Origin of the sequence: Caulobacter sp. CCNWLW153, assembly GCF_036889365.1 — a bacterium.
Taxonomy (GTDB): Bacteria; Pseudomonadota; Alphaproteobacteria; order Caulobacterales; family Caulobacteraceae; genus Caulobacter; species Caulobacter radicis.
In genome coordinates, this window is record NZ_JBAKFV010000009.1 from 12,075 (window position 1) to 32,569 (window position 20,495).

A 20,495-nucleotide genomic window follows, 5' to 3' on the forward strand; every position below is an offset into this window, starting at 1 on the left:
GCGACCTCCAATGCTGTAAAGCGGGGATGACCGATTCGCGGCCATGATACTGACCTGTCCCGAGTGCGCCAGCCGCTATTTCGTCGACGACGCCAAGGTCGGTTCGACCGGGCGCGTCGTGCGCTGCGCCTCGTGCGGCGCCCGGTGGACCGCGCGTAACGAATCCGCCGCCGACGACGACCTGTTCGACGCCCCGCCCGCCGCGGGGGCGAACCCCGGGCCGGCCAACGACGCGGCCGTGTCGGCCCCGCTCGACCCGCTACACGCCCTCGATGACGAGCCCGAGCCGGAACCGCCGGTCAGCGCCCTGCCGGGCGAGGAACTGCCCAAGGTGTTCCGGGCCCGCGCCGACGCCGAGCGCCGCCTGAAGGAAGCCAAGACCACCGGCATCGTCTGGGCCTCGATGGCCGCCTTCGTGGTGCTGGTGCTAGGCTGCGTGGCCGTCTTCCGCCTCGATATCGGCAAGCTGATGCCCAGCACCGCGGGCGCCTACGCCATGGTCGGCAAGCCGATCAACACCGTGGGCCTGATCGTCGAGGAAAGCAGCATCCGCGCCCAGCCCTCGATGCAGGACGGCCGCGCCGCCCTGATCGTCACCGGCGTGATCCGCAACATCACCGAAAAGCCGGTCTCGGCGCCGCCGCTGCGCATCGCCCTGCTGAACAAGGGCCAGAAGCGCGTGGCCGGCCAACTGGCCGCCGCGGCCGACCCGGTCATCCCGCCCGGCCAGACCCGCCATTTCTCGGTCACCCTGCTGAACCCGCCGTCCAGCGCCCAGATCCTGGAAGTCGGCTTCGCGGTCGAGAAGGGCGCGGCCCACGCCGTCAAGACGGGCCTGGGGCCCGCCAAGGCCGGCCACGGCGAGCCCGAACTGCGCGGCGCCCAGGACACGCCGACCACGGATCATGCCGCCGAGGACGCCCATGGGGCCGATTCCGCGGCGGAAGGGGCTGGACACGGCGCCCCTGGTCATGAGACCGGAGCGGCCGAACCGGCCGCCGCCGACCATCATTGACCAAGATCCCCTGACATGACCGAGCTCCACCGCCCCGAAGTGCTCATTTCCGAGCAAGAAATCGCCGAGCGGGTGGAAGCCCTGGCCCGCCAGATCGCCCCGCGCATCGACGACGACACCGTCGCCGTCTGCCTGCTGACGGGCGGCCTGTGGTTCGCCGCCGACCTGACCCGCGCCCTGTGGAAGGCCGGCCGCAACGTCCGCTTCGACGCCCTGTGGCTGGCCTCGTACCATGACGAGCGCAAGAGCACCGGCCGCTGCGAAGTGCGCGCCGACCTGCAGCGCCCGCTGGTGGGCCGCCGCGCCCTGGTGCTCGACGACGTGTTCGACACCGGACTGTCGCTGTCGGAAGCCGCGCGCCTGGTCAAGGACGCCGGCGCCAGCGAAGTGCTGACCGCCGTCTTCGCCCGCAAGCCCTGGCCGACCTCGCGCGGCATGGAGCCCGACTTCGTGGCCTGGGAAGCCCCGGCCCGCTACCTCGTCGGCTACGGCCTCGACGACGAAGGCAAGAGCCGCGGCCTGCCGTACATCGGCGCGCTGGACTGAGTTTTTAGACCTGACCCTTCCCCTTGCGGGAGAAGGTGTCGGCGAAAGCCGACGGATGAGGGGTTTCTCAGACGCAAAACGCCGCGACAGCTGATCAGCTGTCGCGGCGTTTCTGCTTGTGCGACCCCTCACCCGACCTCCCTGCGGGAGGCCACCCTCTCCCGCAGGGGGAGAGGGACGCTATTGGTCCATCGCCCTTTGCGTCGTGGCGATGAACCCGCCGCCGAGCACGCGTTCGGGATCGGCGGGGTCGTAGAGCACGCAGGCCTGGCCGGGGGCGACGCCTTCTTCCAGGACGTCGAACACCAGGCGCACGCCGCCGTCTTCCAGCATCAGGCGGCCGGGCACCGGCTCGCGGGTCGAGCGGACGCGGGCCAGGACCGGCGCGTTGGCCTTGGCGGCCGCGATCAGGTCGTCCTCGCCGCCAAGCCAGTTGTCTTCCTTCAGGGTCAGCGCCTTGGTCAGCAGCGCCTCGCGCGGGCCGACCACGACGTGGCGCTTGTCGGCGTCGATGCGGACCACGAACAGCGGCTCGCCCGTGCCGCCGCCCACGTTGAGGCCGCGGCGCTGGCCGATGGTGTAGCGCGTGACGCCCTCGTGGCGGCCCAGCACCTTGCCGTCCAGGTGCACGATGTCGCCCGCTTCCGCGCCTTGTGGGCGGATGCGGTCGATGACCGTGGTGTACTTGCCCTCGGGCACGAAGCAGATGTCCTGGCTGTCGGGCTTGTCGGCCACCGACAGGCCCAGCGCGGTCGCGACGGCGCGGACCTCGGGCTTGGAGAACCCGCCCAGCGGGAAGCGCAGGAAGTCCAGCTGGTCGCGCGTGGTGGCGAACAGGAAGTAGGACTGGTCCTTGGCCGGGTCGGCGGCGCGGCGCAGCTGCGGGCGGTTGCTGGCCGAGGTGAAGCCGCGCTGCACGTAGTGGCCGGTGGCCATGGCCTCGGAGCCCAGGTCGCGGGCCACGTCCAGCAGGTCGCGGAACTTGACGGTCTGGTTGCAGCGCACGCACGGGATCGGGGTCTCGCCGCGCAGGTAGGCGTCGGCAAACTCCTCGATGACCTGCTCCTTGAAGCGGCTTTCGTAGTCGAGGACGTAGTGCGGGATGCCGATGCGCTCGGCCGCCATGCGGGCGTCCATGATGTCCTGGCCGGCGCAGCAGGCGCCCTTCTTGGAGATCGCCGCGCCGTGGTCGTAGAGCTGAAGGGTGACGCCCACCACGTCGTAGCCGGCGCGGGCCAGCAGGGCGGCGGTGACGGTGGAATCGACGCCCCCGGACATGGCCGCGACGATCCGCGCGCCTTCGGGCAGGCCGACGGCCCGCCTGGCGGCCTCGGCGGCGCGCGCGATCAGGGCGTCGCCCTCCGGAAGGGGGGCGTGGGCGGGGTCGAAACGGGCGAGGTCGGCGTCCATCGGCGCTATTTAGAGCCTCGACCCCGATTTTGCGAGGTGGAGCAGCGCCGCAGGTTCTAAAGGCCCTACTTCAGCACGTTCAGCAGCGACGAGTTCTGCAGCGAGGCGAACACCTGGGCCGAGGCCTGGACGGCCAACTGGGCGGCCTGCAGGCGGGTGACGGCCTCGGCCATGTCGACGTCGACCACGCCGCCGATCATCACCGTCAGGCTGTCGGACTGGTCCTGCAGCGAGACCTGGGCGTCCTCGAAGCGCTTCTGGTTCAGGCCGTTCTTGCCCTGGGCCGTCACCAGGTCCTTGTGGGCGGCGTCGAAGGACGGCAGCAGGCCCTTGAGGAAGGTCGACTGGGCGTCGGTCAGGTTGCCGGTGAACGGGCCGTTGGCGTCGACATAGGCCTGCACCTGCTTGAAGGCGTCGAACAGGTCGGTCCCCAGGGCGTCGCCCAGCACGCCGGTCGACACCGTGGTCGACTCGTCGATGCGGTTGGTCGTGACGTACTGGTCGTTCTGGAACAGCGAGGCGGTGCTGGGCGCGGCCGTCAGGTCGGCCATGCTGGTCGCCGTGGTCGTCGCCGTGTCGTTCTTGGCGCCCGAGAACACGTAGTAGCCATTGGCCTTGGTGTTGAGGCCCTGCACGGCGTCGCCGAAGGCGTTCTGCAGCTGCTGCATCAGGGTGGTGGCGTTGCCGGCGGCCAGGGCGTTGGCGATCGCCTCGCGGGCGCTGGTGGCCGAGTTGGCCAGGCGCTCGATGCCCATGTCCTGCATCTCCAGGCGGTTGGAGACGAGCTTGGTCTGGTCGAGGAAGCCGTCGATCTTGGCCTGGGCGCTCTTCATCGCCGTCAGCATCTCGGCGTTCTTGGAATAGCCCTTCAGGTCGCTGGCGACCTTCTGGCTGGAGACCTGCTCGCCGATCTGGTTCTGGCGCACCTGCGCCAGCATCAGGTTCGACGTCATCACGCCGTAGTTGCCGGAGGTGGAGACACGGGTCATGGCGGACCTCAGATGATGTTCACGAGGACGTCGTACATGTCCTTGGTCGCCTGGATCAGGCGAGCCGAGGCGTTGAACGCCTGCTGGTACGTCGTCAGATTGATGAGCTCTTCGTCGAGATTGACCCCCTCGTGCGACTGGCGCTGGGTGTCGACCTCGACCTTCACGGAGGCCGTGGCGTCCTTCTTGGATTCGGCGGCGGCCGCCTTGCGGGCGATCGAGCCGGCGAAGTCGGCGCCGTAGCGCAGGACGCTGCTGGTGGCCGCGCCGACCCCGCCGGCCGAAGAGAAGTTCACCGCGCTGTCGCCGGCCTTGGCCAGGGCCAGGGCGCCGCGGGCGTCGCCGACGGCCAGGGACGAGGTCCCCGCGGCGGCCGTCAGGTCGAGCTTGGCGAAGGGCAGGCGGGCCGGGTTGCTGTTCATCGCCGCGTCGACGGTGTAGCCCGAAGCCCGGGTGCTGCGCTCGGACGGACCCAGGCCGAACAGTTGGCTCAGCGACGGGCCGCCGGCGCCGCGCTGGGTGCCGTCCTCGACCACCGACAGGGTCACCGGCGAGGCGCTGTTGGAGCCGAAGCTCAGCGCGCCCTTGGAGTCGAGCGCGAAGGTTCCATACTGGCCCGCGCCGTCGCTGCGCGAGTTCAGGGCGTTGAGCATGTCCTGCATGGTGCCGCCCGCCGGGACGGTGACCTTCACGTCGCGGATGCGGCCGCCCTCGATGTCGGTCAGGCGCAGGGTGATTTCCTCGCCCGGCGTGAAGCCGTGCGGCGAGGCCGTGGTCATGCCCGTCTCGTACGGCGAGTAGCCGTTCTGGCGGATGATGTCGTTCATGCCGAAGAAGTGGCTGAAGCCCTTGCCGGCCTTGGTCGAGGGATTGGTCGGATCGTCGGCGATGGCCACGCCCAGGCCGCCGTTGGCCGACAGGCTGAGCGCGCCGTTCGAGAAGTTGGCCTGGCCGTCGGCGCCCAGGGCGCTGTTCAGCTGGGTCAGGAAGTTGGCCGGGGTGAAGGCCGGGCCGGCGACGCCGTCGACCGTCATCGAGCCGGCGGTGAAGTCCACCTCGATGCGGCGCTGGATGACGCCGGCCGAGTTGGTCAGGGCGATGGTGGTCTTGCCGGTGAAGCCGGTGAGGGCGGTGGTGGCGTCCAGGCCGGTGTCGCGGCCGGTCATGGTGGCCGGGGCGGGGACCGAGGAGTTGGCGTTCGAGGCGCGGTTCAGCTCCTCGGTGGCGCGGGTGACGAACTCGCCCAGCTGGTCGGACAGGGCCGGCAGCTCGGTGTTGCGCAGCTCCAGCAGGCCCTTGATCTCGCCGCTGCTGATATAGAGCGGGCTGGCCTGACCGCCGCTGTTGGCCGAGGTGACCGTCAGGAAGCCGTTGGCGGTGGGCGACTGTTCGTACTTGATCACGGCCGCGCCTTCGCCGGCCAGGCTCATGCCCTCGGTCGAGCGGATCAGCACGCCGCCGTTGGCGCGCTGGCTGACCTGCACGTTCATCAGCGACGACAGCTCGTCGATCAGGCCGCTCTGGATGTTCTCCGAGCCGGTGGCGTCGACGCCGGTGGTCTTGGCGCGGGTGATGTCGGCGTTCAGCTCGTCGATCTGCTTGAGCAGCACGTTCACGCGGTCGACGTCGGCCGAGATCTTGGTGTCGGCGTCCTTGCCCAGGCTGGACAGGCCGGCGGTGATGCGGCTGCTTTCACCCAGGAAGTCCTCGACCTTGGTCAGGGCCTGCGCGCGCAGCAGCGACGAGGACGGCTCGTCAGCGGCCTGCGAGAAGGCGCTGAACACGTCGTCGAGCATCGAGAAGAAGTTGGTCTTGGCGCTGGGGTCGCCGAACAGCTCCTGGGCGTTGTCCAGCGCGCTCGACAGGGCCGAGGCGCGGCCGGCGTCCGAGGCGGCGTTCAGGCTGGCCGACTGCAGGAAGCGGTCGGTGGCGCGCTTGATGGCGTCGATGTTGACGCCCACGCCCATGCCGTTCGACACGAGGTTGGACTGGCTGATCGTCTTGCGGACGTAGCCTGCCGTGTTGACGTTGGCGATGTTGTCGGAAACGACGCGCATGCCCGTCTGGGCGGCCATCATCCCCGACGTCGCGGTGTTCAGGATGGTGTTCAGCGACATCAGCGATCTCCTGTCCGCTCGGCAAAGCACGGACCACGCGACGCGACCTTGCCCGGCGAAACTTGCCGGGTCGGCGTCGAGAGCGTCTCGTTTCCGTTGTGCAAACCGTTGAAATACAAGGCGTTGGGTTCCATGCGCCGTGCGGACGACGAGGAGGGGAGCGCAAGGATGGCGCCAACCCGGCCAACAGCCCGGCTGCGACGCGCCGACGCGGCAAAGGGCGCGGCAAGGGACGGGTCATTCTTTCCGTTTCCGCTCGGCAAAAACCTCCGCAACCTGCCGAAATCAAAGGGTAAATCGAAGGTTAAAGTCTTTTAGATCAATGACTTGATGGAAATTTCCGGGTTGGCCCGGCGATTGCTCAGGGGACGGCGGATCAAGGCGTGCTCCATCCGAGCCGCCGTCCAGCCAGAGCGTACCGACCCGCATGACCGCGATCGCCGCCTCTCTTCCGCTCCCGACGCCCGCCCAGGGCGCCGCCAGCGCGTCCGACGCTTCGAGCGCCGGCGACGTCTTTGGCGCGCTGCTGGCCGCCAAGGGCGCGAGCGAAGAGAAGCAGGACCAGCCGGCCGCCCGTCCCGCGAGTGGAAACAAGGCGCAGGCCAAGCCCGCCGCCGACCGCAAGGCCGACGACGGCAAGGCCAGCGACGAGACCGCCGGCCAGGACGCCGCCGCCGCCCAGGCCGGCGCGGCCGTCGTCGCCGCCATGAGCACGCAACAACAACAGCAGCCGCCCGCCGCTGTCGGCCAAGCCGCCGAGGCCGTCGACGGCGTCGAAGCCGCGGCCGCGGGCTCCACCGATCTTCTGGCCAAGGCCGCCGACCTGGTCGGCGACGTGGCCGACACCGTTTCCGACGTCGCCAAGCTGGCCGGCGCCGCTCCGGTCGCGGCCGCCGCCGAGACCGTGCAGGCCGCCGCCGATCTGGTGGCCGACGCGGCCGCGCCGCAGGTCGACGCCGAGGCCGTCCTGCCGGTCGCCGCTGACGCGGCCGCCGCGACCACCGACGTTCCCGCCATCGACCTGAGCAAGCTGGCCGCCCAGCCGCAGGCCGCCGCGCCCGCCCAAACGCCCGCCGCGCCGAAGGCCGAGCCCCAGGTTCAAGCCCAGGCGCAGGCCGCCGCCGACGCCGCCCAGCCGGCCGCCGCCTCGCTGGGCGATGAGATCGTCAGCCTGAAGGCCGTGCAGGTTCCGGCCGACGACGCCGCGACCACGGTCGCCGCGACGCCGGTCGACACCGCCGAGGTCGCCGCGCCGGTCGAGGCCCAGGCCGCGGCCGTCGAAACGGCCAAGCCCGCCGAGACCCAGGTGCTCGCGCCCAAGACCGGCAAGATCGAGGTCGCCGCCAAGGGCGAGGCCGTGGTCACCGCCAACGCCGTCGCCGCCGAGCAGGCCGCCCACGACGCGGCGACCAACAGCGATAGCGGATCGCAAGGCGGCGGCGCCGACGCCTTCGCCCAGATGGCGACCGACGCCGCGCCGGTCGACGCCGCCGCGCCCAAGGCCGAAGCGACCTTCGCCCCGACCGTCCAGGCCCAGGCCGCCACGACCGCCCAGGCGCCGGCCGAGACCATCGTGCGCGGCTCGCCCGAGACCGTCGCGGCCATGTCGGCCGAGATCGCCAAGAAGCTCGAGGCCAAGACCACCCGCTTCGACATCGTCCTGACGCCGGAAGGCCTGGGCAAGGTCGACGTGCAGGTGCGCATCGGGGCCGAGGGCAAGCTGACGGCCGTCATGGCCTTCGAGAACCCGCAGGCCGCCGCCGATCTGCGCCACCGCGCCGGCGAGCTGCGCCAGGCGCTGAGCCAGGCCGGCTTCGACGTCGCCGACAACGCCCTGAAGTTCGACGTGTCGAGCCAGGGCGGCAACGGCGGCCAGGGCCAGCAGCAGAACGCCTTCTTCGACTTCCAGGGCGGCGACCATGGTCGCCGCGCCTTCGCCGGCCGCGCCTTCGCGGGCGCCATGGCCGAAGACATTCCCACCCTTTCGGCCGCGTCGCTGATCCCGGGCTATCGCCTCGCGGATTCCGACGGCGTCGACGTCAAGATCTAGGAGCAAGCGTCATGGCCACCACGACCAGCGCGACGTCCGGCACCTCGGTGATCGACAAGATCAACAACTCGAGGAACCAGCTGGCGAGCAGCGAAGAGACCTTCCTCAAGCTGCTGACCACGCAGATGAAGAACCAGGATCCGTTGTCGCCGATGGATTCCAACGCCTTCACCGGCCAGATCGTCCAGATGACCGGCGTCGAGCAGCAGCTGGTCACCAACGACCTGCTGGCGGCGCTGGTCGGCATGAACGACGGCGGCATCGCCGACGCGGTCAACATGATGGGCAAGCAGGCCACCGCCGAGACCGACACCTCGGTGCTCAAGGACGGCAAGGCCAACTGGAGCTACACCCTCGGCCGCAACGCCACCTCGGTGAAGATCGAGGTGCTCGACAAGTACGGCAACGTGGTCGCCACCAAGCTGCCCGACGACATGAGCAAGGGCGACCACACCTTCGAGTGGGACGGCAAGGACAGCACCAGCGGCGTCCAGCAGCCCAACGGCGCCGCCTACACCCTGCGCGTCACCGCCCTCGACGGCGAAGGCACGAAGATCGCCACCACCTCCAAGGGTCGTATCGAAGGCATCGTGACCGCGGTGACCAACGAGAGCGGCCAGAACATGGTCACCATCGACGGCGTCAAGGTGCCGATCAGCCAGGTGATCGGCGTCACCAATGCTCCGGACAAGACACCGGAAACCCCAGCCGAGGCCGCCTAAGGCCTCCACGGAATGAACCGGGCGTCAGAATGACGCCGACGCGGTCCCCCACCGAGCCAGACGGCCGACCCGGGACCCAAACGCAAACTGCGCTGAACCCCGCCAAACAAACCTCACGAGCAGGATTTCAGTCATGTCCATCAACAGCGCCATGCTCTCGGGCGTCTCCGGTCTGGTCGCCAACTCGTCGGCCCTGGCCGCGATCTCGGACAACATCGCCAACGTCAACACCGTCGGCTACAAGCGCTCGTCGGCCAACTTCTCGACGCTGGTCACCTCGCAGAGCAAGAACAACACCTACAGCGCCGGCGGCGTGAAGGCTCTGACGCACCAGTTCATCAGCCAGCAGGGCCTGACCCAGTCGACGACCTCGAGCCTGGACCTGTCGATCGCCGGCTCGGGCTTCTTCGTCGCCACCGAGAAGCCGGAAGGCCTGACCGCCACCGACACCCGCTCGTTCACCCGCGCCGGTTCGTTCCAGCTGGACAACCTGGGCTACCTGAAGAACGACGCGGGCCTGTATCTGCAAGGCTGGCTGGCCGATCCGGTCACCGGCATGATCACGCCCGACCCGTCGGACCTGACCCAGCTGTCGTCGATCAACGTCGGCACCGTCGGCGGCACCGCCGAGAAGACCACGCGCGTCGGCGTCAACGCCAACCTGCGTTCGGAACAGGCCGTGTCGGCCGCGGCCAACGCCTCGGTCGCCAAGACCGCCGTGCCCGAGACCCCCGCCGGCACCGCCAACTACAACGTCGCCTACAGCCCGACCGGCAACGGCAACGAGTACGCCGTGTCGATCACGCGCGGCGGCGTGGCGTTCCAGTCGGGCGTGGCCACCTACGACCCGACCACGGGCGCCCTGACCGGCTACACGCCGAACGGCTCCACGACCCCGAGCACGACCACCGTCACCTCGGGCGGCGTGACCGTGAACCTGTCCGACCTGGGCCTGTCGACCAAGGCCCAGGCCGTCAGCGCCGGCGCCTACGATCCGACCACGCGTTCGATGTCGGACTACGCCGAAGACCCGACCACCGGCGTCAAGCCGGACTTCGAGATCCAGATCCCGGTCTCGGACTCCAAGGGCGGCCAGCGCACCGTCACCCTGTCGCTGCTCAAGGGCCCCGGCCCGAACGAATGGTTCGCCGAACTGCGCGCCAAGCCGGGCGACCTGGACAACAACACCAACGGCCTGATCAGCTCGGGCAAGATCACCTTCACCACGGACGGCAAGCTGGCCTCGGTCGGCAACCTGTTCGGCGGCGTGACCCCGACGGCGATCAACATCGGCGCCTCGGACCCGACCGCCACCGGCACGGGTCCGCGCTGGGCCGACGGCCTGGGCATCGACGCCCAGGACATCCAGATCGACCTGGCCAACGCCGCCGGCGGCCTGACGCAGTACAACAGCCAGTCGGTCGTGCAGTCGGTGAACACCAACGGTACGGCGTTCGGCAACCTGACCAACATCGAGGTGGATGAAGACGGCTACGTCTCGGCCATCTTCGACAACGGGGTGACTCGCCGGATCGCCCAGGTGGCCATCGCGACCTTCTCGAATCCCAACGGCCTGAAGGGCGTTAACGGCAACGCCTACCGCGTCACCAATGAAAGCGGCACCTACAGCCTGAAGACCCCGGGCCAGGGCGGCGCCGGTTCTCTGGCTCCTTCGACGCTGGAAGCTTCGACTGTCGACCTGTCGACTGAATTCACCGGCCTGATCACTACGCAGCGCGCGTACTCGGCCTCGTCGAAAATCATCACTACCGCCGATCAGATGCTGGAAGAACTTCTGAGCATTAAGCGCTGATCATAGGTATTAACTGGTCTTAATCAGAGTGTGTCACATCGATACACTCTGATCGCTGGAGGAAGTCCCGTGTTTAGGTCTTTCTTTACTACTGGAATTAAGCCGTCGTTATTCCCCGGCGCCTATATTCCTCGTCAACAGTGATGGTTGTGGGAAAGGCGTAAAGCCATGTTGCAGCAGCAGCGCACGAACAGCCGGGGTGAAAAGTACGTCATCGGTCCGACCGGTGCGCCTCTTACCCTGTCGGATCTTCCGCCCCCGGAAACCCAGCGTTGGGTGATCCGGCGCAAGGCCGAGGTGGTCGCCGCCGTCCGCGGTGGTCTCCTCTCGCTCGACGAGGCGTGCGATCGTTACAAGCTGACCAACGAGGAATTCCTCGCCTGGCAGCAGTCTATCGACCGGCACGGCCTGGCGGGTCTGCGGACCACCCGGCTTCAGCAGTACCGCTAAACGGCGGAAAAACTGAAAGGGCGCGAGGAGTTATGCTCCAGGAAGCGCCCGAACGGTCTGTTCAGCGGCCGCGCCCCCTGGGGCGCGGCCGCGACCATTTGGCGCCTATGGAGCCGGGTTCCGGCCTCAAATCTAAAGCCGGTGTTAACCATCGACTGGGTAAATCCTGCCTAGCGACGGCGGACTTCCATCCGTCTCGCTTGCGTTCCGTTCGGACGCAGTTTGAGGGACAGGCCCAGTGGATAAATTCCTGAGCGCGATTCAGAAGTTCGGCGTCGGCCGACTGGCCGCCCTGGCGGGCGTCGCCGTCGGTTCCATCGCCGTGCTGGCCGCGGTTGTGATGATGCTGGGCAAGCAGCCGAGCGAGCTGCTGTATTCGAATCTCGACCTCAAGGAAGCTTCGGCCGTCACCCAGGCGCTGGACCAGGCCGGCATCAAGTACGAGACCAAGGGCGACGGCTCGACCATCATGGTCGCCCGCGACAAGGTCAATTCCGCGCGCCTGCTGGTTTCGGGCAAGGGCCTCGTGACCTCGGGCTCGATCGGCTACGAGATCTTCGACACCGGCAACGCCATCGGCCAGACCGATTTCGTCCAGCAGCTGAACCGCCAGCGCGCCCTGCAGGGCGAGCTGGAACGCACCATCCGCGGCTGGCAGGGCGTGCGCGACGTGCGCGTCCACCTCGTCCTGCCCAAGCGCCAGCTGTTCGAGGAAGACGCCGAGCAGCCGTCGGCCGCCGTCACCATCGGCACCGCCGGCCGCGAGCCGTCGTCGGACATGGTCGCCGCCGTCCAGAACCTGGTCGCCGGCTCGGTCCCGGGCATGAAGCCCGAGCGCGTCAACGTCATCGACGACCACGGCAAGACCCTGTCGGCCGGCGGCGACGAGAGCCTGGCCGGCCGCCTGGCCCAAGACCGCAAGTCCGAGGCCGAAGCGCGCATCGGCAAGAGCGTCAAGGAAATGCTCGACGGCGTCCTGGGCCCGGGCAAGGCCCGCGTCACGGTCACCGCCGACCTCGACCTGAACCGCATCACCACCCAGGAAAAGCGTTACGATCCGGATGGCCAGGTCGTGCTGTCGGAAAGCACCAGCGCCAACAACGCCTCCGAGACCAAGAACGACGACACCGGCGGCGTCACCGCCACCCAGAACATCCCCGGCGCCGCGCCGGGCGGCCTGCAGCCGCTGGGCTCGACCTCGGGCGCCAACGAGACGACGACCAACTACCAGAACTCCGAGACCGTCCGCACCGAAGTGGTCGAGCCGGGCGCCATGAAGAAGGTCGCCGTGGCCGTGGCCGTGGACGGCGTCACCGCCGCCCCGGGCAAGGACGGCAAGCCGGGCGCCTACACCCCGCGCACCGCCGAGGAGATCCAGCAGATCGAAGAGCTGGTTAAGACCGCCATCGGTTTCGACGCCGCCCGCGGCGACCAGGTGAAGGTCACCAACATCCGCTTCCCGACCGCCGAGGACCAGGGCCTGGACGGCAAGGGCGGGCTGATGGCCGGCTTCGACAAGAACGACCTGATGCGCGTCGCCGAGATCGGCGTCCTGGCCATCGTCGCCCTGCTGATCCTGCTGTTCGCCGTGCGCCCGTTCATCAAGAGCCTGACCCAGCCGGCCGGCCAGCACCCGATCCAACTGGCCCTGGGCCAGGGCGACCAGCCGGTCACCCGCCTGGTGACCCTGTCGGACGGCACCACCCAGCAGGTCGTGGTCGACCAGTCGGGCGAGCCGATCGCCATCGCCGGCCCGGTTTCCGACATCGATCAGCGCATCGACATCGCCAAGATCGAAGGCCAGGTGAAGGCCTCGTCGATCAAGCGCGTGTCGGAGTTCGTCGAGAAGCACCCCGAAGAGTCGGTCGCGATCCTGCGCAACTGGCTGCACGAGTCGGAGTGATCGGATGAAGGCCGCCGTCACAGACATCGCCAAGCTGGCCGGGCCCGAAAAGGCCGCCATCGTCCTGCTCGCCCTGGGTGAAGATCACACCAAGATCTGGGAAGCGCTGGACGACGAGGAGATCAAGGAAGTCTCCCAGGCCATGGCCAGCCTGGGCACGGTTTCGGCCAGCGTGGTCGAAGAGCTGCTGGTCGAGTTCGTCTCGGGCATGAGCTCGACGGGCGCGATCATGGGCTCCTACGAGCAGACCCAGCGCCTGCTGATGTCGTTCATGGCGCCCGAGAAGGTCGATCAGCTGATGGAAGAGATCCGCGGTCCGGCGGGTCGAACCATGTGGGACAAGCTGGGCAACGTGAACGAGGCGGTGCTCGCCAACTACCTGAAGAACGAATACCCCCAGACCGTCGCCGTCGTGCTGTCGAAGGTGAAGAGCGACCACGCCGCCCGCGTGCTGGCCTGCCTGCCGGAAGACTTCGCGCTGGAGTGCGTCACCCGCATGCTGCGCATGGAGCCGGTGCAGCGCGAGATCCTCGACAAGATCGAGCAGACCCTGCGGATCGAGTTCATGTCGAACCTGGCGCGCACCTCCAAGCGCGACAGCCACGAGATGATGGCCGAGATCTTCAACAACTTCGACCGCCAGACCGAGGCCCGCTTCATCGCCGCCCTGGAAGAGCGCAACCGCGAGGCGGCCGAGCGCATCCGGGCCCTGATGTTCGTGTTCGAGGACCTGTCGAAGCTGGATCCGGGCGGCGTGCAGACCCTGCTGCGCGCCACCGGCAAGGAACAGCTGGCCCTGGCTCTGAAGGGCGCCTCGGACAAGCTGCGCGAGATGTTCTTCTCCAACATGTCCGAACGCGCCTCGAAGATCATGCGCGAGGACATGGAAAGCATGGGCCCGGTGCGTCTGAAGGACGTCGACCAGGCCCAGGTCGCCATGGTCCAGATCGCCAAGGACCTCGCCGCCAAGGGCGAGATCATGCTGGCCGGTTCGGGCAGCGACGACGAGCTGATCTACTGAGGCGCGCGGGATGAGCAACGGAACCTATCAGCGCTTCGCCTTCGACACGGTCTTCGACGACCGTGGCGGGGTGGCCTACGAGGCCCCCAAGGTGAAGAAGAGCTTCACGCCCGAGGAGGTCGAGGCCGCCCGCGCCGAGGCCTTCGCCGAGGGCGAGCGTTCGGCCGTGGCCCGCGCCGAGCAGGAAGCCGCCCAGGCCATGAACGTCATCGCCCACGCCGTGCACGGCGCGATGTCGACCCTGGCGGCCGTGGCCCACGAGCACCGCGAGCACGCCGCCCGCCTGGCCCTGGCCTGCGCCAACAAGATCGCCGACGCTGCGCTGGACCAGTTCCCCGAGGCCCCGGCCTCGGCGGCCCTGCTGGCCCTGGCCCGCGAGGTCGAGGCCCAGCCCAAGCTTTCCGTCCGCGTCGCGCCGCACCTGGTCGAGCGCACCCAGGCGGCCCTGGAGCAGACGGCCCAGGCCATCGGTTTCCCGGGCGCGATCGTCGCCCGCGCCGACGGCGCCCAGCCGCCCGCCGCCTTCGTCCTCGACTGGGGCGACGGCCGCGCCGAATTCAATCCCGACGAGGCGGCGCAGCGCGTCGCCCAGGCCCTGGAAGCCGCCATCGCGGCCGAGGGCCTGCACGCCGAACCCCTGCTTCCTAGCGAAGGCTGACCGCCATGTCCGACGACCTGACCCTCAACGATTTCAACGGCGGCATGCTGGCCTCGGAGATCCCGGTCGAGCTGAGCGACAAGATCGCCTCCGACCTGGCCCCGGTGTTCGACGTTCCCGTCAACATCTCGGCCGTGCTCGGCCGCTCGAACATGTCGGTCGCCCAACTGCTGCAGTTGCAGGCCGGCTCGATCCTCGAGCTCGACCGCAAGGTCGGCGAGGCGATCGACATCTACGTCAACAACCGCCTGGTCGCCCGGGGCGAGGTCGTCGTCGTCGACGAGCGCCTGGGCGTGACCATGACGGAAATCATCAAGGACGGCGACGCCGCGGGCTGATCGCCCGAGGCTCCCCGTCCACCTTAGTCCGCGCCTTCTGAAAGAGGGCGAAGCAGTAAAAGATCGGTCCGGAAGGGCCGCCCGGAGACAAGACAATGCGCCTCTTGGTCGTTGGTAAACTGAACGGTCAGCTCTCGGTCGCCGTGAAGATGGCGATGAACGCCGGGGCCAAGGTTTCGCACGTCGAGACGACGGAGCAGGCGACCAACGCGCTGCGGGCCGGGCAGGGCGCCGACCTGATGATGGTCGACTACGGCCTCGACATCGCCGGCCTGATCGCCGCCAACGAGAGCGAGCGGATCCGGGTGCCGGTCGTGGCCTGCGGCGTCGACGCCGATCCGATGCGCGCCGCCGGCGCCATCAAGGCCGGGGCCAAGGAATTCATCCCGCTGCCGCCGGACGCCGAGCTGATCGCCGCGGTCCTGGCCGCCGTCACCGACGACAACCGCCCGATGATCGCCCGCGACCCGAACATGGAGCAGGTGATCAAGCTGGCCGACCAGGTCGCGCCGTCGGACGCCTCGATCCTGATCACCGGCGAAAGCGGTTCGGGCAAGGAAGTGATGGCTCGCCACGTCCACGCGAAATCGCGTCGGGCCAAGGCGCCGTTCATCAGCGTCAACTGCGCCGCCATCCCCGAGAACCTGCTGGAAAGCGAGCTGTTCGGCCACGAGAAGGGGGCCTTCACCGGCGCCCTGGCCCGCCGCATCGGCAAGTTCGAGGAAGCCAACGGCGGCACCCTGCTGCTGGACGAAATCTCGGAAATGGACGTGCGCCTGCAGGCCAAGCTGCTGCGCGCCATCCAGGAGCGCGAGATCGATCGCGTGGGCGGCACCAAGCCGGTCAAGGTCGACATCCGCATCCTCGCCACGAGCAACCGCAACCTGGCCGAGGCGGTCAAGGAAGGCGTGTTCCGCGAAGACCTGCTCTACCGCCTGAACGTCGTGAACCTGGCCCTGCCGCCGCTGCGCGAACGCCCGGGCGACATCATCAATCTGTGCGAGCACTTCGTGAAGAAGTACTCGGCCGCCAACGGCATCGACCTCAAGCCGATCTCGGCCGAGGCCAAGCGCCGCCTGATCGCCCACCGCTGGCCAGGCAACGTGCGCGAGCTGGAAAACGCCATGCACCGCGCGGTGCTGCTGTCGACCGGCGTCGAGATCGAGGAGTTCGCCATCCGCCTGCCGGACGGCCAGCCCCTGGCTCCGGCCCCCGACGCGGCCGTGGCGCGCGGCGCCTCGATGGCGGCGGCCGAAGCCGTGGCGAGCGCCGCGGTCGCCCGCAGCTTCGTCGGCCAGACCGTGGCCGAGATGGAGCAGACGCTGATCATCGACACCCTGGAGCACTGCCTGGGCAACCGCACCCACGCCGCCAACATCCTGGGCATCTCGATCCGCACCCTGCGCAACAAGCTCAAGGAATACGGCGACGCCGGCGTCAACGTGCCCCCGCCGCAGGGCGGCGTCGGCGCGGCCGCTTAAACCTCAAGTGTAGAATCCTGTTCGGCGCCCGCGACGATCGGTCCGGCGCCGAACATGGCTAATTTCGATTAAGGAGATGGCGGGCCGCCACAAATCGCTTCAAGCGGAACGGTCCCGTCCTAGACACAGCAGCAAGGCTTTCCATGGCTGACGCCGCCGCCCCCAAGGCCGCTTCCTCGATCCCCAGCGCCAGGTCGCTGTGGGAGGGGATCCTGCGCGGCGAGATGGGCCTGGCCGTCGGCGTCGTGGGCATCATCGTCCTGCTGATCCTGCCGGTGCCGCCGGCGCTGCTCGACATCCTGCTGGCCGTGTCGCTGACCGGCTCGGTGCTGATCCTGATGACGGCGGTGCTGATCAAGAAGCCGCTGGAATTCACCTCTTTTCCGACCGTCCTGCTGGTCGCGACCCTCTATCGCCTCGGCCTCAACATCGCCTCGACCCGCCTGATCCTGGGCAATGGTCACGAGGGCGGCCACGGGGCCGGCGCGGTCATCGCCGCCTTCGGCAACCTGATGATGCAGGGCAACTTCGTCATCGGCGTGATCATCTTCATCATCCTGGTGGTGGTGAACTTCATGGTCGTGACCAAGGGTTCGGGCCGCATCGCCGAAGTGGCCGCGCGCTTCACCCTGGACGCCATGCCCGGCAAGCAGATGGCCATCGACGCCGACCTGTCGACGGGCCTGATCGACCAGGACCAGGCCAAGATCCGCCGCAAGGAGCTGGAGCAGGAATCGACCTTCTTCGGCGCCATGGACGGCGCCAGCAAGTTCGTGAAGGGCGACGCCGTCGCCGGCCTGATCATCACCGGCATCAACATCGTCGGCGGCATCCTGATCGGCGTCGTCCAGCACAAGGTGCCGATGGGCGAGGCCGCCTCGACCTACACCTTGATGACCATCGGCGACGGCCTGGTCAGCCAGATCCCGGCCCTGATCATCTCGATCGCCGCCGGTCTGGTCGTCTCCAAGGCCGGCGTCGAGGGCAGCGCCGACAAGGCCCTGACCACCCAGCTGGCTATGAACCCGGTCGCGCTGGGCATGGTGTCGGCCTCGTCGGGCGTCATCGCCCTGATCCCGGGCATGCCGCTGCTGCCGTTCGCGGGCCTGGCCGTCGGCGCGGGCTTCCTGGCCTATCGCCGCGCCCAGCAGGCCAAGGAAGCGCCGGCCAAGGAGGCCGCCGCCGCGGCCGCCGCCGCCGCGGCCGAGGCGCCTTCGGAGCCCGAGGAAGAGCCGATCAGCGCGGCCCTGGCCATCGACGACGTCAAGATCGAGCTGGGCTACGGCCTGCTGACCCTGATCAACGACCTGGAAGGCCGCCGCCTGACCGACCAGATCCGCGCCCTGCGCAAGACCCTGGCCACCGAGTTCGGCTTCGTCATGCCGCCCGTGCGCATCCTCGACAACATGCGCCTGGCCAACCAGGGCTACGCCATCCGCATCAAGGAGATGGAGGCTGGCCTCGGCGAAGTGCGCCTGGGCCACCTGATGGCCATGGACCCGCGCGGCGGCCAGGTGGAGCTGCCCGGCGAACACGTGCGCGAGCCCGCCTTCGGCCTGCCGGCCACCTGGGTCGCCGACGACCTGCGCGAGGAGGCCACGTTCCGCGGCTATACGGTCGTCGATCCGGCCACGGTGCTGACCACGCACCTGACCGAGATCCTCAAGGAGAACATGGCCGACCTGCTCTCCTACGCCGAGGTGCAGAAGCTCCTGAAGGAGCTGCCCGAGAACCAGAAAAAGCTCGTCGACGACCTGATCCCCGGCGTCGTCAACGCCGCCACCATCCAGCGCGTGCTGCAGGCCCTGCTCAAGGAGCGCGTCTCGATCCGCGACCTGCCGCAGATCCTGGAAGGCATCGGCGAGGCCGCGCCGCACACGGCCTCGGTCACCCAGCTGGTCGAGCAGGTGCGCGCGCGCCTGGCCCGCCAGCTGTGCTGGGCCAATCGCGGCGAGGACGGCGCCCTGCCGATCATCACCCTGTCGGCCGACTGGGAACAGGCCTTCGCCGAGGCCCTGATCGGTCCGGGCGAGGACAAGCAGCTGGCCCTGGCTCCCTCGCGCCTGCAGGACTTCATCCGCGGCGTGCGCGACACCTTCGAACGCGCCGCCCTGCAGGGCGAGTCGCCGGTGCTGCTGACCAGCCCGGGCATCCGCCCCTACGTCCGCTCGATCATCGAGCGCTTCCGCGGCCAGACCGTGGTGATGAGCCAGAACGAGATCCACCCCCGCGCCCGCCTGAAGACGGTGGGGATGGTCTAGGGGGCGCCCTAAGCGCCGAACGCCGTGTGGTAGGTCACCGCGCCGCGCGGCGGGCGGCCCTTGAAGACCAGGCGTTGCAGGTAAGGCGAAGCTTCGCCCCCATAGGTCAGGGCCTCGTCGGCCACGAAGCCGAACCGCTCATAGTACTTGGGCGAGCCCAGCAGCACGCAGCCGGCGGCGCCGCGCGCTTCCAGCTGTTTCAGGCCCTCGCGGATCAGGGCCTGGCCAAGGCCCGTACCCTGCTGGTCGGGGCTCACCGACACCGGACCCAGGCCGTACCAGTCGCCCGACGAGACCTCGATGTCGACCGGCGAAAAGGCGATGTGGCCGGCCACCTGGTCGTCGACCTCGGCCACCAGCGACAGCGACAAGGCGCCGGCCGCGCGCAGGGCGGCGACGATCAGGGCCTCGGTCTGGCTGCTGTAGGGACGGCCCAGGAAGGCGGCGGCCGTCACCGCGCCGATGGCGGCGACGTCTTCGGGGCGCTCGGGACGGATCAGCATGGCTCAGGCTTCCAGGGTGGCGAGGACGAAGTCGGCGCGGGCGGCGACCGAAGTCCTTGGCAGGACGACGACCTCGTAGTCGAGGGCGGGGAGGGCGGCTTCCAGGCGGCCATACTCGTCCAGCGCCGCGTCGAACCCGTGGCGACGCTCGGCGTCGGCGACGTGGATCTCGGGCCAGGGCGGGGCCAGAAAGACGCGCCGGTGATAGCGATGGGCGCGATCCAGCGCCCGCAGGCTGGGCTCGCCGGTGGCGGCCTCAAGCGCGCTGGCCGCGTCGACCAGCCCGCGGTCGAAGAACACCCAGCCATGCAGCCCGCGCGCGGCCTCGCGATCGGCCAGGGCCAGCTCGATGGCGCGGCGGGCGAAGGCGCTGGGATCGATCCAGGGCAGGACGTGGTCGTCGGGCCCTTGCGCCGCCTGCCGGACGATGCGGCGGCCGGGCTCCTCGACGACGGCATAGCCGCGGGCGGACAGCTCGGCCAGCAGGCTGGACTTGCCGCCGCCCGAGCAGCCGGTGATCAGGACGAAGTTGTCGGCCATGGATCGTCCTCCGGCCGGCTGGCGACCCTAGCGGGTCATCCAGGGGCGCGACTTGCCCGTCGGCGCGACGGCGTCGGCCTTGTCGACCTTGCCGCTGGAGGCCTTGGGGCCATGGCCGTGGCGGCCCTGGGCGGCCTTCTTCAGGCGCAGGGCGCGCTGCATCGGGGTTTCGTTCGGCGGGGCGTCGTTGGTCTCGTTGCTCATCGGCGCGCTTTAGCACGCCGCGACGCCCCGCGCCCGCGCTTAGTGACCTCCGGACCGATCGGGGTGCGGAACCTTCGCCACGTCGGCGGCCGTCACCGGCTTGGCGTAGGCGTTTCCGAAGTGCGTGCGGACATAGGTGACGACCTCGCCGATCTGGGCGTCGTCCAGCGTGCCGGCGAAGGGCGGCATGCCGCCCTGGCCGCGCACCACCACCATGGTGACGTAAGGGGCGGCGGCCAGCTTCGGGTTGGCGGCCAGGGCGGGAATCGTCCCCGCGCCGGTTCCGCCCTTGGCGTCGGCCATGTGGCAGGCCTGGCAGACAGCCTCGTAGACCTGCTGGCCGGTGATCGGCTTTGCCACGCGCACCACGCCGCCGCCGGTGTCGCCGTCGGCTGGGGCCTGGGCGACGGCGGGGATGGCGCAGGCGAGGGCGGCGATGAGCGCCGACGCCGCGACGAGAACGGGACGGGTCAT

The 20,495-nt window shown here is 69.1% G+C and carries 19 protein-coding genes; 12 read left to right on the forward strand and 7 right to left on the reverse strand.

Features of this window, described 5'->3' with window-relative positions:
* Window positions 1-43: 43 nt before the first annotated feature.
* Both V6S85_RS14735 and V6S85_RS14740 read left to right on the forward strand, forming a co-directional pair.
* The gene (locus V6S85_RS14735) at window positions 44-1,015 is read left to right on the forward strand and encodes an MJ0042-type zinc finger domain-containing protein (protein WP_334349371.1); all 972 of its coding nucleotides are present in this window, start codon (window positions 44-46) and stop codon (window positions 1,013-1,015) included.
* A 15-nt stretch (window positions 1,016-1,030) separates the two neighbouring features.
* Window positions 1,031-1,561, forward strand: coding sequence for a phosphoribosyltransferase (locus V6S85_RS14740; protein ID WP_116565089.1), 531 nt, complete (start codon window positions 1,031-1,033; stop codon window positions 1,559-1,561).
* Window positions 1,562-1,741: 180 nt separating this feature from the next.
* Here V6S85_RS14740 and mnmA read toward each other — a convergent pair whose 3' ends face one another.
* The 3 genes from mnmA to flgK all read right to left on the reverse strand — a co-directional run bounded on the left by mnmA (window position 1,742) and on the right by flgK (window position 6,077).
* Window positions 1,742-2,971, reverse strand: a complete 1,230-nt coding sequence (gene mnmA / locus V6S85_RS14745) for a tRNA 2-thiouridine(34) synthase MnmA (protein WP_334349372.1) — start codon at window positions 2,969-2,971, stop codon at window positions 1,742-1,744.
* Window positions 2,972-3,036: 65 nt separating this feature from the next.
* Window positions 3,037-3,960 carry a flagellin gene (locus tag V6S85_RS14750; protein ID WP_116565093.1) on the reverse strand — a complete coding sequence of 308 codons (924 nt, stop codon included), beginning with the start codon at window positions 3,958-3,960 and terminating at the stop codon, window positions 3,037-3,039.
* Window positions 3,961-3,968: 8 nt separating this feature from the next.
* Window positions 3,969-6,077, reverse strand: coding sequence for a flagellar hook-associated protein FlgK (gene flgK / locus V6S85_RS14755; RefSeq protein WP_334349373.1), 2,109 nt, complete (start codon window positions 6,075-6,077; stop codon window positions 3,969-3,971).
* Window positions 6,078-6,504: 427 nt separating this feature from the next.
* On the opposite strand from flgK, the gene V6S85_RS14760 reads away from it, so the two are divergent.
* The 10 genes from V6S85_RS14760 to flhA all read left to right on the forward strand — a co-directional run bounded on the left by V6S85_RS14760 (window position 6,505) and on the right by flhA (window position 18,774).
* On the forward strand, window positions 6,505-8,127 hold the full coding sequence (locus V6S85_RS14760; protein WP_334349374.1) for a flagellar hook-length control protein FliK: 1,623 nt from the start codon (window positions 6,505-6,507) through the stop codon (window positions 8,125-8,127).
* Between the two features lie 11 nt (window positions 8,128-8,138).
* Window positions 8,139-8,849, forward strand: coding sequence for a flagellar hook assembly protein FlgD (locus V6S85_RS14765; protein ID WP_116565097.1), 711 nt, complete (start codon window positions 8,139-8,141; stop codon window positions 8,847-8,849).
* Window positions 8,850-8,982: 133 nt separating this feature from the next.
* Window positions 8,983-10,662, forward strand: coding sequence for a flagellar hook protein FlgE (gene flgE / locus V6S85_RS14770; RefSeq protein ID WP_116565099.1), 1,680 nt, complete (start codon window positions 8,983-8,985; stop codon window positions 10,660-10,662).
* Window positions 10,663-10,830: 168 nt separating this feature from the next.
* Window positions 10,831-11,112, forward strand: coding sequence for a CtrA inhibitor SciP (sciP, locus tag V6S85_RS14775; RefSeq protein ID WP_007675208.1), 282 nt, complete (start codon window positions 10,831-10,833; stop codon window positions 11,110-11,112).
* Between the two features lie 238 nt (window positions 11,113-11,350).
* Window positions 11,351-13,015, forward strand: a complete 1,665-nt coding sequence (fliF, locus tag V6S85_RS14780) for a flagellar basal-body MS-ring/collar protein FliF (protein WP_116565101.1) — start codon at window positions 11,351-11,353, stop codon at window positions 13,013-13,015.
* Between the two features lie 4 nt (window positions 13,016-13,019).
* The gene (gene fliG / locus V6S85_RS14785) at window positions 13,020-14,036 is read left to right on the forward strand and encodes a flagellar motor switch protein FliG (protein WP_058346610.1); all 1,017 of its coding nucleotides are present in this window, start codon (window positions 13,020-13,022) and stop codon (window positions 14,034-14,036) included.
* A gap of 10 nt (window positions 14,037-14,046) precedes the next feature.
* Window positions 14,047-14,694: a FliH/SctL family protein gene (locus tag V6S85_RS14790; RefSeq protein ID WP_334349375.1), complete on the forward strand. Its 648-nt coding sequence runs from the start codon at window positions 14,047-14,049 to the stop codon at window positions 14,692-14,694.
* 5 nt (window positions 14,695-14,699) lie between these two features.
* Complete coding sequence (gene fliN, locus V6S85_RS14795) at window positions 14,700-15,032, forward strand: flagellar motor switch protein FliN (protein ID WP_058346608.1); 333 nt, start codon at window positions 14,700-14,702, stop codon at window positions 15,030-15,032.
* Window positions 15,033-15,127: 95 nt separating this feature from the next.
* Complete coding sequence (gene flbD, locus V6S85_RS14800; protein WP_334349376.1) at window positions 15,128-16,513, forward strand: sigma-54-dependent transcriptional regulator FlbD; 1,386 nt, start codon at window positions 15,128-15,130, stop codon at window positions 16,511-16,513.
* A 143-nt stretch (window positions 16,514-16,656) separates the two neighbouring features.
* On the forward strand, window positions 16,657-18,774 hold the full coding sequence (gene flhA, locus V6S85_RS14805) for a flagellar biosynthesis protein FlhA (RefSeq protein WP_116488120.1): 2,118 nt from the start codon (window positions 16,657-16,659) through the stop codon (window positions 18,772-18,774).
* Between the two features lie 8 nt (window positions 18,775-18,782).
* On the opposite strand, the gene V6S85_RS14810 is transcribed toward flhA, so the two are convergent.
* From V6S85_RS14810 to V6S85_RS14825, 4 genes are read right to left on the reverse strand one after another with little or no spacing between them, the layout of a single operon-like run.
* Window positions 18,783-19,277, reverse strand: coding sequence for a GNAT family N-acetyltransferase (locus V6S85_RS14810; protein ID WP_334349377.1), 495 nt, complete (start codon window positions 19,275-19,277; stop codon window positions 18,783-18,785).
* A 3-nt stretch (window positions 19,278-19,280) separates the two neighbouring features.
* Window positions 19,281-19,817, reverse strand: coding sequence for an AAA family ATPase (locus tag V6S85_RS14815; RefSeq protein WP_334349379.1), 537 nt, complete (start codon window positions 19,815-19,817; stop codon window positions 19,281-19,283).
* A 27-nt stretch (window positions 19,818-19,844) separates the two neighbouring features.
* Window positions 19,845-20,021, reverse strand: a complete 177-nt coding sequence (locus tag V6S85_RS14820; protein ID WP_101718037.1) for a hypothetical protein — start codon at window positions 20,019-20,021, stop codon at window positions 19,845-19,847.
* A gap of 39 nt (window positions 20,022-20,060) precedes the next feature.
* Entirely contained in the window at window positions 20,061-20,495 is a 435-nt protein-coding gene (locus V6S85_RS14825) for a c-type cytochrome (protein WP_334349380.1), read from the reverse strand.